At 66.2% G+C, this 13073-nt stretch carries 13 protein-coding genes and 1 pseudogene; 10 read left to right on the top strand and 4 right to left on the bottom strand.

The window, feature by feature from the left end:
• Positions 1 to 22 precede the first annotated feature (22 nt).
• From YH64_RS12260 to YH64_RS12225, 8 genes are all read left to right on the top strand, one after another.
• The gene (locus YH64_RS12260; protein ID WP_143215350.1) at positions 23 to 1270 is read left to right on the top strand and encodes an NAD(P)/FAD-dependent oxidoreductase; all 1248 of its coding nucleotides are present in this window, start codon (positions 23 to 25) and stop codon (positions 1268 to 1270) included.
• A gap of 5 nt (positions 1271 to 1275) precedes the next feature.
• Positions 1276 to 1938 (top strand): DUF3261 domain-containing protein, encoded by a 663-nt coding sequence (locus tag YH64_RS12255; protein WP_255444365.1) that lies wholly within the window; start codon positions 1276 to 1278, stop codon positions 1936 to 1938.
• Positions 1935 to 3290, top strand: coding sequence for a beta-ketoacyl-ACP synthase (locus tag YH64_RS12250; RefSeq protein WP_046804518.1), 1356 nt, complete (start codon positions 1935 to 1937; stop codon positions 3288 to 3290). The genes YH64_RS12255 and YH64_RS12250 overlap by 4 nt, the downstream gene beginning before the upstream one ends.
• Positions 3287 to 3748, top strand: coding sequence for a hotdog family protein (locus tag YH64_RS12245; protein WP_046804517.1), 462 nt, complete (start codon positions 3287 to 3289; stop codon positions 3746 to 3748). Before YH64_RS12250 ends, YH64_RS12245 begins: the two co-directional genes overlap by 4 nt.
• Positions 3745 to 4476 carry a 3-oxoacyl-ACP reductase FabG gene (gene fabG, locus YH64_RS12240; RefSeq protein ID WP_046804516.1) on the top strand — a complete coding sequence of 244 codons (732 nt, stop codon included), beginning with the start codon at positions 3745 to 3747 and terminating at the stop codon, positions 4474 to 4476. The genes YH64_RS12245 and fabG overlap by 4 nt, the downstream gene beginning before the upstream one ends.
• Positions 4476 to 5702: a beta-ketoacyl-ACP synthase gene (locus tag YH64_RS12235; RefSeq protein WP_046804515.1), complete on the top strand. Its 1227-nt coding sequence runs from the start codon at positions 4476 to 4478 to the stop codon at positions 5700 to 5702. Before fabG ends, YH64_RS12235 begins: the two co-directional genes overlap by 1 nt.
• Before the next feature lie 142 nt (positions 5703 to 5844).
• Positions 5845 to 6285: a hypothetical protein gene (locus tag YH64_RS12230; RefSeq protein ID WP_046804514.1), complete on the top strand. Its 441-nt coding sequence runs from the start codon at positions 5845 to 5847 to the stop codon at positions 6283 to 6285.
• A gap of 102 nt (positions 6286 to 6387) precedes the next feature.
• The gene (locus YH64_RS12225) at positions 6388 to 6849 is read left to right on the top strand and encodes a GatB/YqeY domain-containing protein (protein WP_046804513.1); all 462 of its coding nucleotides are present in this window, start codon (positions 6388 to 6390) and stop codon (positions 6847 to 6849) included.
• A gap of 15 nt (positions 6850 to 6864) precedes the next feature.
• Here the strand turns inward: YH64_RS12225 and dinB are convergent, their stop codons facing one another.
• Positions 6865 to 7947: a DNA polymerase IV gene (gene dinB / locus YH64_RS12220; protein ID WP_046804512.1), complete on the bottom strand. Its 1083-nt coding sequence runs from the start codon at positions 7945 to 7947 to the stop codon at positions 6865 to 6867.
• A gap of 101 nt (positions 7948 to 8048) precedes the next feature.
• Here dinB and YH64_RS12215 point away from each other — a divergent pair, with 101 nt between their 5' ends.
• Complete coding sequence (locus YH64_RS12215; protein ID WP_046804511.1) at positions 8049 to 8471, top strand: PaaI family thioesterase; 423 nt, start codon at positions 8049 to 8051, stop codon at positions 8469 to 8471.
• A gap of 111 nt (positions 8472 to 8582) precedes the next feature.
• Here the strand turns inward: YH64_RS12215 and YH64_RS12210 are convergent, their stop codons facing one another.
• Positions 8583 to 9038 (bottom strand): BPTD_2524 family lipoprotein, encoded by a 456-nt coding sequence (locus YH64_RS12210; protein ID WP_046804510.1) that lies wholly within the window; start codon positions 9036 to 9038, stop codon positions 8583 to 8585.
• Between the two features lie 137 nt (positions 9039 to 9175).
• Between YH64_RS12210 and YH64_RS12205 the strand changes: the two genes are divergently transcribed.
• Positions 9176 to 11083, top strand: a complete 1908-nt coding sequence (locus YH64_RS12205) for a prolyl oligopeptidase family serine peptidase (protein ID WP_370512740.1) — start codon at positions 9176 to 9178, stop codon at positions 11081 to 11083.
• Here YH64_RS12205 and YH64_RS12200 read toward each other — a convergent pair.
• Together YH64_RS12200 and YH64_RS12195 are read right to left on the bottom strand one after the other, a co-directional pair.
• Positions 11080 to 12321, bottom strand: coding sequence for a GGDEF domain-containing protein (locus YH64_RS12200; protein WP_046804508.1), 1242 nt, complete (start codon positions 12319 to 12321; stop codon positions 11080 to 11082). The genes YH64_RS12205 and YH64_RS12200 overlap by 4 nt on opposite strands.
• Positions 12322 to 12750: 429 nt before the next feature.
• Positions 12751 to 13073: pseudogene (locus YH64_RS12195) on the bottom strand (MFS transporter); the annotation flags it as partial.

The raw sequence follows: 13073 nt of genomic DNA, 5'->3' as shown, positions 1-13073 counted from the left end.
CCCCTACATGGAATCACCCCACATGGAACATCGTGAAGTCGTCGTCATCGGAGCAGGTCCCGCCGGTGCGGTTGCGGCGGCCCTGCTCAAGCGGCAAGGCCATGATGTGCTGATGCTGGAACGCCAGCAATTTCCGCGCTTTTCAATTGGCGAAAGCCTGCTGGCGCACTGCCTGGAATTCGTTGAAGAAGCCGGCATGATGCCTGCCGTCAACGCGGCGGGCTTTCAGGTGAAAAACGGCGCCGCCTTTGCGCGGGGCGACGACTACACCTACTTTGATTTTCGCGACAAGTTCACCGCCGGCCCCGGCACCACCTTCCAGGTGCAGCGCGCGCAGTTCGACAAAGTGCTGGCCGACGATGCCGCGCGCCAGGGCGTGGACGTGCGCTACCTGCAAGAAGTCACGGCCGCGGATTTCAGCGGCGACCAACCGCTGCTGGACGTGCGCGGCGTCGACGGCGCCAGCTACCAGGTCAAGAGCCGCTTCGTGCTGGACGCCAGCGGCTATGGCCGCGTGCTGGCGCGCTTGCTGGATTTGGAACGCCCTTCCTCGATGCCGCCGCGCAAGGCCATCTTCACGCACATCGAAGACCGCATCGACGACCCCGGCTTTGACCGCCAGAAAATCCTGATCAGCGTGCACCCCGAGCAGCCGGGCATCTGGTACTGGCTGATTCCGTTTTCGAACGGCCGCTGCTCGTTCGGCGTGGTTGGGGGGCAGGATCTGTTCGGTGGCCCCGACCAGGACCTGATGTCGACCCTGCGTGAGATGGCCGCTGCCGCGCCGAACCTCAAGTGCGTGCTGGCCAATGCCGTGTGGGACACGCCGGCCAATACCATCGGCGGATATTCCGCCAGCGTCACCCGGCTGTACGGGCCCGGCTACGCGCTGCTGGGCAACGCGGCCGAATTCCTGGACCCGGTGTTTTCATCCGGCGTGACCATCGCGCTACGCTCGTCCAAGTTGGCCACCGACGCCCTGCACCGCCAGCTGGGCGGCGAAGTGGTGGACTGGCAGGCCGATTTTGCCGACCCCTTGATGCTGGGCGTAGAGACCTTCCGCGCCTATGTGCAAGGCTGGTACAGCGGCGAATTCCAGGACGTGGTGTTCCACAAGAATCCGCAGCCCGAAATCCGCCGGATGATCAGCTCGATTCTGGCCGGCTACGCGTGGGACACCGCCAACCCCTTTGTCGCCAGCCCGCAACGCCGCCTGCGCATGCTAAGCGAGCTTTGCCGTGGCGCCGCCACGCAAGCCGAACCCGCCTGAGACCGATGATGCAAGCCGCTTCGCCACGCCCGCCCGTATCCGTGCACACACATGGCGTTTTTGCACGCCTGCCCCTGCCCGTACCCCGCCTTGGCGTGGTGCAGCGCTTGCCCTTGCCCGTGCGCAAGTCGGCCCGGCGCGCGCGGGCCACGGCGGCGTTGCTGGCCGTGCTGATCGGGCTGGCCGGCTGCGCCGGCGCGCCACCCTTGCCCGCCCGCGACGCCGGCTTTGCCGTGCCGCGCCAGCTGCACGTCGTGCAGGTGGCCGCCGACCAGCCCAGCGTGGACACGATGCTGGTGGTGCAGCGCGAAGGAGCGGCGCTGCGCTGGTCGCTGTTCGACCCGATGGGCGTGCCGCAAGCGCGGCAGATGCTGGAGGGCGGCCACTGGCGCAACGACGGATTCATGCGGCCCAACGCCCAGGCGCGCGATCTGTTTGCCGCGCTGATGTTCGCGTGGACGCCGCAGGCCCAGCTGGACGCCGCTTATGGCACGGGCGCATGGCGCGCGCGGCAGCAAGACGACGGCACGGCGGTACGCAGCCTGCTGGATCGCGGCGCGGTGCGCTGGACGGTGCGTTGGGCGCAGCCCTCGCAGCCCGACGTTTTTTCGATTACCGGCGCCGATGGCGTCACCTGGCGCGTCGCGCCGCTCAAGGAACTGCCGTGAACACTTGGCTAGGCACCCCCGGCATCGTCTGCGCGTTGGGCGCAGGCGTGAACGCCGTCGCCCAAGCCGCCTTCGATGGCGACACGCGCGGCATGCGCGCACAGGCCGGCTGGGTCCACGACCGCAGCCTGACGCTGGGCGCTTATGTCGGCCCCTTGCCGGCGTTTCCTGGCACCGCCGCCGACACTCGAGCCCACACCGCCGCCAACACAGCTGGCGACATCCCACCTGGCACCTCGGCCGCCGCCCCGCGCGACATGCTTGCCAAGGCCAACGCTGGCTCCTCAGACGCCCCGCCCGGCGACATCCTGGCCATGGCCGCGGCCACCCCCTTGCCCGACCATCTGCACAGCCGCAACAACCGCTTGCTGCTGGCCTGCGCCGAACAGATCGCCCCGCAATTGCGGCGCGCCATCGCCCGCCACGGACCCGGCCGCATCGCGGTGGTGCTGGGCACCAGCACGTCGGGCGTCAACGACAACGCGCCCGCCTTCCGCACCTTGGCGGCGCAAGGCGCCTGGCCCGCCGACTACGACTATCGCCGTCAGGCCCTGTCCTCGCCCGCTGCGTTCCTGGCGGCGCATCTGGGCCTGACCGGGCCGGCTTACACGCTGTCGACCGCCTGCACTTCCAGCGCCCGCGCGCTGCTGTCCGCGCGCCGACTGCTGAGCCTGGGCCTTTGCGACGCGGTGGTGTGCGGCGGCGCGGACACGCTTTGCCGCCTGACGATCAATGGCTTCGCCACGCTGGAAGCGGTGGACGACGCGCTTTGCCAGCCGTTCTCGGTCAACCGCCGTGGCATCAATATCGGCGAAGCCGGCGTGCTGTTCGTGATGCAGCGCGACGCCGATGACGCCAACGCCGTGGCGCTGCTGGGCGGCGGTGCCAGCTCGGACGCCTGGCATATGTCGGCGCCCGAGCCGTCGGGCGCGGGCGCGCGCCAGGCCATGCTGGCCGCCTTGCAGGCCGCGCGGCTGGCGCCTGCCGACATCGGCTGGGTCAACCTGCACGGCACCGGCACTCCGCACAACGACGCGATGGAAAGCCACGCCATGCATGCCGTGTTTCCCGAAGGCGTGCCCTGCGCGTCCACCAAGGCGTTGACCGGCCACACGCTGGGCGCGGCCGGCGCCATGGAAGCCGCGCTGGCCTGGATCACGCTGTCCGCCATGAATCCCGACGGCCGGCTCATGCCCCACACCTGGGATGGCCAGGCCGACCCGGCGCTGCCCGCGTTGAATTTCAGCACCGGACAAGATCGCTATGCGCCGGGCCGCCCCCGTATCGCAATGAGCAATTCCTTTGCGTTTGGCGGCAACAACGCCAGCCTGATCCTGGGAGCCCGCCCATGAAAGCCTGCCCGTGGCCCGTTGCCGCCCTATTGCCGCATGCCGGCAACATGATCCTGATCGACGCGGTGCAAGGCTATGACGCCGACAGTCTCACCGCCCGCACCGTCATCAAACCCGGCCCGTACTCGCTGCCGGACGGCTCGTTGCCGCCCTGGCTAGGCATGGAGCTGATGGCGCAAGCGGTGGGCGCCTGGGCCGGTTGCCAGGCGCGCGAAGCCGACGCCCCGGTCAAGCTGGGATTCCTGCTTGGCACCCGGCGCTATGACTGCCACGCGGACACCCTGCCCGCCGGCGCGGCCCTGACCATCCATGTCCAACGCGGCTTGATCGATGCCAGCGGCATGAGCGTCTTCGATTGCGAGCTGCGCGACGAATCCCGCCTGCTGGCCCACGCCCGGCTGAACGTCTATCAGCCCAAGGACCCCGACGAATTTACCCAGGAAGCTTCCCTGACATGAACGCAGCCCCCATTCTTGTAACCGGATCAAGCCGTGGCATCGGCCGCGCCATTGCCTTGGCACTGGCCGACGCCGGCCACGATCTTGTCCTGCACTGCCGCCAGCAACGCGAACAGGCCGAGGCCGTGCAGGCAGAGGTCATCGCGCGCGGCCGCCAGGCGCGCGTGCTGCAATTCGACGTGTCCGACCGTGCACAGTGCGCGGCCGTGCTGCAAGCGGACGTAGAAGCGCACGGCGCGTATTACGGCGTGGTGCTCAACGCCGGGCTGACACGCGACGGCGCCTTCCCGGCCTTGACGGCCGACGACTGGGACCAGGTGATGCGCACCAACCTGGACGGCTTCTACAACGTGCTGAGCCCGCTGGCCATGCCAATGATCCGGCGCCGCGCGCCGGGCCGCGTGGTCTGCATGGCGTCGGTGTCCGGGCTGGTGGGCAACCGTGGCCAGGTCAACTACAGCGCGTCCAAGGCGGGGCTGATCGGGGCGGCCAAAGCGCTGGCCGTTGAACTGGCCAAGCGCCAGATCACCGTGAACTGCGTGGCGCCGGGCCTGATCGATACCGACATGATCGACGAGCACGTGCCCGTGGAAGAAATTCTGAAAGCGGTGCCGGCCCAGCGCATGGGCAAGCCCGAAGAGGTGGCCGCCACGGTGGCCTTCCTGATGTCGCCGGGCGCCGCCTACATCACGCGCCAGGTCATCGCCGTCAACGGAGGGTTGTGCTGATGAAACGGGTTGTGGTCACCGGCATGGCCGGCATCAGCGCGCTGGGTTCGGACTGGGCCAGCGTGCAACAAGCATTCGAATCGGGCCGCAGCGCCATCCGCGCCATGCCGGATTGGGCGCGCTTTGCCGAACTGAACACGCGGCTGGCCGGGCCCGTGGAAGACTTCAAGGTGCCCTCGCACTGGACGCGCAAGCAATTGCGCAGCATGGGCCGCGTGTCGCAACTGGCCGTGCGCGCCGCCGAGCTGGCGCTGGCCGATGCGTCGTTGCTGGGCGAGCCCAGCATCACCGATGGCCGCATGGGCGTGGCGTGCGGGTCGTCGGTGGGCAGCACCGCCGAGATCCGCGCGTTCGGCAACATGCTGCTGAACGGCGTCACCGACGACCTGAACGCCAATTCCTATGTGCGCATGATGCCGCACACCACGGCGGCCAACGTGGGCATCTTCTTCGAGCTGAAGGGCCGCATCATTCCGACCTCCAGCGCCTGCACCTCGGGCAGCCAGGGCATCGGCTACGCCTACGAGGCCATCCGCTATGGCCGCCAGGACATGATGCTGGCCGGCGGCGCGGAAGAACTGTGCGCCAGCGAAGCGCTGGTGTTTGACGCGCTGTATGCCACCAGCCAGCAGAACGACACGCCGGAACTGACGCCGCGCCCTTACGACCGCGACCGCGACGGCCTGGTCATCGGCGAAGGCAGCGGCATGCTGGTGCTGGAATCGCTGGACCATGCACTGGCGCGCGGGGCGTACATCCATGCGGAAGTGGTGGGATTCGGCAGCAACTCGGACGGCACGCATATCACGCGGCCCGAGGCGGCCACCATGCGCGTCGCCATGCAGATGGCGCTGGCGGACGCCGGCCTGCCGCCGGAAGCCATCGGCTACGTGAACGGCCACGGCACCGCGACCGAACAAGGCGATATCGCCGAAACGCAGGCCACGCACGCGCTGTTTGGCGCGCGCATGCCGATCAGCACGCAGAAAAGCTATCTGGGCCACACGCTGGGCGCCTGCGGCGTGCTGGAGTCGTGGTTCAGCATCGAGATGTTGAACCGCGACTGGTACGCGCCCACGCTGAATCTACGCAACATCGATCCGCGTTGCGGCGACCTGGACTATCTGCAAGGCGAAGGCCGCCGCATGAGCAATGAATACGTCATGAACAATAACTTCGCGTTCGGCGGCATCAACACCTCACTGATTTTCCGGCGCTGGTCCTGAGCCGCGTCGGGCGTTGCCGGCCTGGCCTTGCCGGGTCGGCATTGACCTGTTCCATCCATTCGCCTTTTTTCACCGACTTTTCACCTTCTTTTCGCCTTCTTTCTGCCTTCTTCCCAACTTTCATTCTCGGAAAACGCACTTCATGAAGATCACCCACAAGCTCTTTGGCGCTCTGTCCCTGTCGCTGGCCTGCTCGACCCAGGTACTGGCCGCCGACCGCACCGTCTTCCTGCCCCTGCAACCGGCCATCGACGCCGCCCTGGCCGCCGGCAAGATCGACGGCAGCGTCAAGTTCTACCTGGCGGGCACGGGTCCGAAGGGCCAGGTGCTGGAAGCCAACGTGGTCACCAACCGCAAGACCAACGCGTTTGCCAAGAAAGACCCGGAAGCGTGCCTGTGGGCGGCGCAATCGGCGGTGATCTCGCTGCATGAAGCCGCCAAGAAGGCCGGCGCGAATGCCGTGACGAACATCGTCAGCTACTATCGCAAAAACGAAACCAGCAGCAAGACCGACTACGAATGCCACGCGGGCGCCGTGGTGGCCGGCGTGGCGCTGCGCGGGGATCTGGCCCGCGTGAAGTAAGCCGGGCCGAAGCCGGCCCGACGCCGGCTAGATGCTGGCCCGATCCGGGTCCGCCCGATTTACACTTGCGAATTGCCGCAACACCACCCAAAAGGTTCACATATGAGCACTGCTACGCTCAAGACCCGCCTGTCCGATGCCGTCAAGGACGCCATGCGCGCCAAGGCTTCCGAACGCCTGACGACCCTGCGTTTCCTGCTGGCCGCCGTCAAGCAAAAGGAAGTGGACGAACGCCGCGACCTGAACGACGCCGAAATCACCGCCATCATCGAAAAGCAGGTCAAGCAGCGGCGCGAATCCATCGCCGCCTTCGAACAAGCCGGGCGCACGGAAACCGCCGAACAGGAAAAGGCCGAATTGCTGGTGCTGCAAGAGTTCTTGCCGCAGGCCGCAAGCCCTGAAGAAGTGGCCGCCGCCATCGACGCCGCGCTGGCCGAAGTGGCCGCACAAGGCGTGACGGGCGCGCCCGCCATGGGCAAGGTCATGGCGCTGCTCAAGCAGGCGCTGGCCGGCCGCGCCGACATGACGGCGTTGTCGCAACAGGTCAAGGCCCGGCTGGCCTGACCCGGCGCCGGGCAGTTAAAACGTGCCGCCGAACAAATCGGGCTGGCGCGACTGCTCGGCGGGATCGGCAAAATTGCTCATCCCGACTCCTGCCAGCCGGTACAACGTTTCCGGCGGCAGTTCCACCCGTTCGCACAACAGCCTGGCCAACGCCGCCAGTTCGGCCGCCGACCCCGGCGGATTCAAGCTGGTCTGGCTGCGCGTCAGGATGCGAAACCGGTCGGTCTTCAACTTCAGGACCACCGTGCGCCCCAGCGCGCCTTTCTTTAACGCCTGGTCCCACACCTTGCCCGCCATGCGGTCGATGGCATCGCCTAACGCGTCCAGCCGGATATCTTCCGAAAACGTGGTCTCGGCCGACACCTGCTGCAAGGGCTGGTCGGTTTGCACTTCGCGATCGTCGATACCGCGCGCCAGCTCGTACAGGCGGCGCCCGTAGCGCCCGAAATAGTGGGCCAGTTCTTCCAGGCTGTGCGTGGCCAGGTCGCCCACTGTGTGGATGCCCAACTGCTCCAGCCGCGCCTGCGTCACCTTGCCCACTCCCGGCACTTTGCGCACTGGCAGCGGTTGCAGAAATTCCAGCACCTTCGTGGGCCGGATGACGAACTGCCCGTCGGGCTTGTTCCAGTCAGAGGCAATCTTGGCCAGGAATTTGTTGGGCGCGATGCCGGCCGACGCGGTCAGGCCGGTTTCTTCGCGGATCTGATGGCGGATGACCTGAGCCACTTCGGTCGCCGAGGGCAGCCCGCCTTTGTTATGCGTCACGTCCAGATAGGCTTCGTCCAGCGACAGCGGTTCGATCAAGTCGGTATGGCGGCCGAATATCTGCCGGATCTGGCGCGACACCTCGCGATAGCGGTTGAAGTCCGGCGGCACGTAGATGGCTTGCGGGCACAGGCGTTCGGCGCGGATGGCGGACATGGCCGAATGAACGCCGAAGCGCCGCGCCTCGTAGGACGCCGCGCAGACGACCGAGCGCGGCCCGGTCCAGGCCACCACCACGGGCTTGCCGCGCAGGTCGGGATTGTCGCGCTGCTCCACGGACGCGTAGAACGCGTCCATGTCCACATGCACGATCTTGCGCAAGAGTTCAGACATTCCAGTGAAGACGATGCGCCCGTCGCCGTTGCACGCTGGCGGGCACTGCAAAAAAATATATTATGACCGGCTCTATCCGCTTACCCATCTTGCCTACGCTCATGACCGCCTCTGCCTCTGCATCCACTGACTATTTCGGCCTGACGATACCCTTCATGCACTTCATCGGGCTGGTGCCCGAGAGCGTTGCGCCGGGATTCGCCCGCACCACCCTGCCGTGGCGCCAGGACCTGACCAACAGCCGGGGCGACGTGCACGGCGGCACGCTGATGAGCGTGCTGGACTTCACCCTCAGCGCGGCGGCACGCGGGTCCGCCGATGCCACCGAAGGCATGGCCACCATCGACATGAACACCACGTTCCTGTCTCCCGGCACGGGCGACCTGGTCATTGAAGCGCGCTGCCTGCGCCGGGGCGCGTCCATCGCCTTCTGTGAAGGCGACATCCGACGCGCCGACGGCGAACTGGTGGCGCGCGCCACGGCAACCTTCAAGATCATCCGCCGCCGCCCGGGCGGCGATTGAACGGCGCCGCCCTTGGGGTGTGACGCGCGCCGCAAGTTGCACAGGTCGCGCGCGGCGCAAGTTGCACAGGTCGCGCGCGACGTCTGAGTCGGGCAGGTCGCGCGACGGCGCTCAGTTGGGCAGGTCGCGCGACGGCTTGACGGGCGGGCGCGGGTCCAGCGGCATGTAGGTGCTGCACGACGTGATGCTGTAGTAGATGGCGTCCTGCATGGCACGCATCGCGGCGGCGTCCCAGGTGCCCTTGCCCCACATCACGATCTTCACGTCGGTGCTTGCCGGGCCATTGGCCTTGAGGTCCACGCGTGACATTTCGTTGTCGGTATACGGGGCCAGCACGCGCACCACGCCCGACTGCGCCGCCTCGTTCAGGTCGGACACCACGCGATAGGCGTTGTCGGTGCTGCGCAGGCAGTTGTTCGACTGCCGGATCACGGTGGCGTAGGCGTCCTTGAACGCGACCGGCGCCTTGAATTCGCTGTGCGGGGATGCGCTGTCCTGCGAGATGCCCAGCGAGCAACCCGCCAGGCCCAGCGCCAGCGCCGATGCCGCGACCAGATTCCTGTACATGTAATTCTCCAGATGAATTGCCGCGATTATCCCGCAAACGGCACGGCGGCATAAGTGGGGTCGGTTCGACACCGCCCGCGCGACTATGGCATTATCGACCGCATTGAAATCGCGGAGGTCCTGCCTTGTTTTCCTTCATGACGCGCACCATTCTGGCCGCCAGTATCGTCGGCACCACGCTGGGCGCCTGCGCCACCCAGCCCCCGCCCCGCGCCTATCCCCTGAAGGACTTTTTCCGCAACCCGGAACGCGGCTTCTTCCGCCTGGCCGACGACGGCCGCACCCTGGCCTTCATGCAGCCCACCAGCGTGGACGGCAACCCGGCCCGCATGAATATTTACGTGCAGCCGCTGCAAGGCAGCCAGCTGGTGGGCGAACCCCGCCAACTGACCAGCGAAACCGCGCGCGATATCTCCAACTACTTCTGGAAGGGCGCCGACGTGGTGCTCTATCAGAAGGACTTTGGCGGCGACGAGAACTTCCACGTACTGGCCGTCAACGCCAAGACGGGCAAGATCACCGACCTGACGCCCTATGAAGGCGCGCGCGCCAGCATTGAAGACGATCTTGAAGACGACCCCGACCACGTCCTGATCAGCCATAACCAACGCAACCCCGAGGTCTTTGACGTCTACCGCGTCAACGTCCACACCGGCGCGGCCGTGCTGGTGGCGCAGAACCCGGGCAACATCGTGGGCTGGCAGACCGACCATGCGGGCAAGGTGCGCGCCGCCGTCACCAGCGACGGCCTGAACACCACCCTGCTCTACCGCGACAACGAAGCGTCCGACTTCCGCCCGCTGATCACCACCGACTACCGCACCAACGTCAGCCCGTCGTTCTTCACGTTCGACGACAAGAAGATCTACGCCCTGAGCAACCGTGGCCGCGACAAGCTGTCGCTGGTGGTCATCGACCCGGCGCAACCGGATGTCGAAGAAGAAATCTTCACGCCCGACACCGTCGACCTGGACGGCGCGGGCTACTCGCGCAAGCGCCGCGTGCTGACGCTGGCCGCCTACCAGACCGACAAGCCGCAATACAAGTTCTTCGACGCGCAGTCCGAAGCGCTGTTCAAGAAACTGTCCGACAAGCTCAAGGGCTATGACATCGCCCTGCAAGGGTCCAACCGCGACGAAACCGTGTTCATCGTGGCGGCCTACAACGACCGCACGCCGGGCTCGCGCTACTTGTACGACGCCAACACCGACACGCTGACCAAGCTGGCCGACATCAACCCGGCCATTCCGGAAGCGGACATGTCGCAAGTGCGGCCCATCAGCTACCAAAGCCGCGACGGCCTGACCATCCACGGCTACCTGACGCTGCCCGCGGGCCGCGATCCCAAGAACCTGCCTTGCATCGTCAACCCGCACGGCGGGCCGTGGGCACGCGACGGCTGGGGCTACAACCCCGAAACCCAATTCCTGGCCAACCGCGGTTTCTGCGTGCTGCAAATGAACTTCCGTGGCTCGACGGGTTATGGCCGCGCGTTCTGGGAAGCCGGCTTCGGGCAATGGGGCCTGAAAATGCAGGACGACATCACCGATGGCGTTCAGTGGCTGGTCAAGCAAGGCATCGCCGACCCCAAGCGCATCGGCATCTATGGCGCCAGCTACGGCGGCTACGCCACGCTGGCCGGCGTGACGTTCACGCCGGACCTGTACGCGGCGGCCGTGGACTACGTGGGCGTGTCCAATCTGTTCACGTTCATGAAGTCCATTCCGCCGTACTGGAAGCCCATGCTGGACAAGATGCAGGACATGGTCGGCCACCCCGAACGCGATAAGGACCGGCTGGCCGCGACCTCGCCCGCGCTGCACGCGGACAAGATCAAGACGCCGCTGTTCGTTGCACAAGGCGCCAAGGACCCGCGCGTGGCCAAAGACGAAAGCGACCAGATGGTGGCGGCGTTGAAGGCGCGCGGGGTTGAAGTGGAATACATGGTCAAGGACAACGAAGGCCACGGTTTCCACAACGACGAGAACAAGTTCGAGTTCTACGAAGCGATGGAAAAGTTCCTGACGGAACACCTCAAGCCTTAGTTCCCCGCGCCTTCATGAGTCACCAGCGGCGCGTTCGCCGCTGGCGCCATGCCGGCCAGCCCGGCCACGTGCACGCGGCCCGCGCCGCGCGCGCCAAACGCCATTTCCACCCGGTCGCGCCCTTGCTCCTTGGCGCGGTATAGCGCCACGTCGGCGCGCGCCAGGATCACATCGGCGCTATCGCCGGGCTGGTACGTGGCCAGACCACCGCTGGCGGTCATGGGCACTTCCACCCCTTGCAGGTAAAGCGGCGTATCGCGCAGTGCATCGCAGACGCGCTGCGCGTGCACCAGCGCCCGCGCCGGGTCGCAGTCCACCATCAACAGCACGAACTCCTCGCCGCCCAGGCGGCCGAAGCGGTCGGCGCCGCGCACGGCGTGCTGCGCGACCTTGGCGAAATGGCGCAGCGCGGTGTCGCCCGCCGCATGGCCGTAGCGGTCGTTGATGGATTTGAAATGGTCGATGTCCAGCACCAGCACGGCCAGCGGACCGCCCGAGCGGCTACAGCGCTGCAACTCGCGTTCCAGTTCATCCAGGATGCTGCGGCGGGAATAGGCGTGCGTCAGGCTGTCGAACGTCAGGGCCGCCTGCATCTGCTCGGATAGCCACGTCTGCACCAGCAGCAGCAACGCCAGGAACAGCGCCGGCACCGTCACCGAACCGCACACAATGAAGAACAGCCCCCAGGATGACGGTTCAAGCAAGGACACGGGCTTCACGAAACCGAACCCATAGACCACCACCCGCGTTGCGTGCAGCGCCGCCAGCCCGAATATGGCCAGCATCAGATACAGCATCACGCCAGGAGTGCGGATCTTTGCGCGCTGCTGGTAGATGACCCGCCCGGTCAGCAGCGCGCTGATGCAGGTAAAGCCGGAATTGAGCAGCATGCGTTCTGGCAGGTGGTCCGCGCCATACAGCAGCAGCGCAAAGGCCAGCACACCCGCCGCCGTGACGCCGGACGTGCGCGCGATATGCGGCCGCAGCCCGAAGAACTGGCGCACGCCCACATACACCAGGCTGATTGCGCATACCCAAGCCGCGTTCGACGCCATGATGTAGGCGCCCGGCGGCACAAGCTTGGCGGCGGCGAAGGCCAGCAGCGCCAGCACGGCCAGCGTGTTGGCGGCGATGAACGCACGCACGCCCTTGACCCCGCGCGACTGGAACGGCAGCAACAGCGGTAGCGCCAAGGCCGTGGCCAGCGCCCACATCAGGAAGAACAAAGAAGTCGTCATGGTTTTTTGCCGGCCGCGCCTTGGGAACAAATGCCGTCGGTTCAGACCTGCCGTTGCACTGGGTTCATGGATGGATACGCGTTACACGTCAGCATGCTTGATGCTTTTTGTTACCAGAAGGACGAAAAGCCGCCGCCCCGCGTGACGGCGATCCGCCGAAGCGAGGGCGCGACGTTGTCCTGAACCTTTACCTCCCGCGCCAAGACGATAGCGCGGCATGTCCAGAAGAATACGCCAAGCCAGGAGCGCCCGGTTCACCCGTTTGCAGTATTTGACAGTTAAACCTTTCAGGTAACTGACAATCGAAAGGAACGAAGGGCAAACCCTAGATTAATTATTGTGGTTCGCCCCCGCCAGTCGGCCAAAAGCACTACCCCGTCGTCCGAAGAGCCGTGCTGGTTTGGCGTAGGGAATCAACGCGGGACTGCATCAGCGCGGCTTTTCCACGTTAGGCAGCAAGATTGCCACCACGCCCAACAGCGGCAGATACGCGCACACCTGGTACACATAGCCGATGCTGGTGGCGTCGGCCAGCTTGCCCAGCGCGGCCGCCCCCACCCCGCCCATGCCGAAGGCAAAGCCGAAGAACAGCCCGGCAATCATGCCGACCTTGCCCGGCACCAATTCCTGCGCGTAGACGACGATGGCCGAAAACGCCGACGCCAGCACCATGCCGATCACCACCACCAGCGCCGCCGTCCAGAACAGATTGGCGTGGGGCAGCAGCAAGGTGAAGGGCGCTACGCCCAGGA

The organism is Achromobacter sp. LC458 (assembly GCF_001005835.2).
GTDB classification, from domain to species: Bacteria; Pseudomonadota; Gammaproteobacteria; order Burkholderiales; family Burkholderiaceae_B; genus Achromobacter; species Achromobacter spanius_B.
This window is presented reverse-complemented; position numbering and strand designations above follow the sequence as displayed.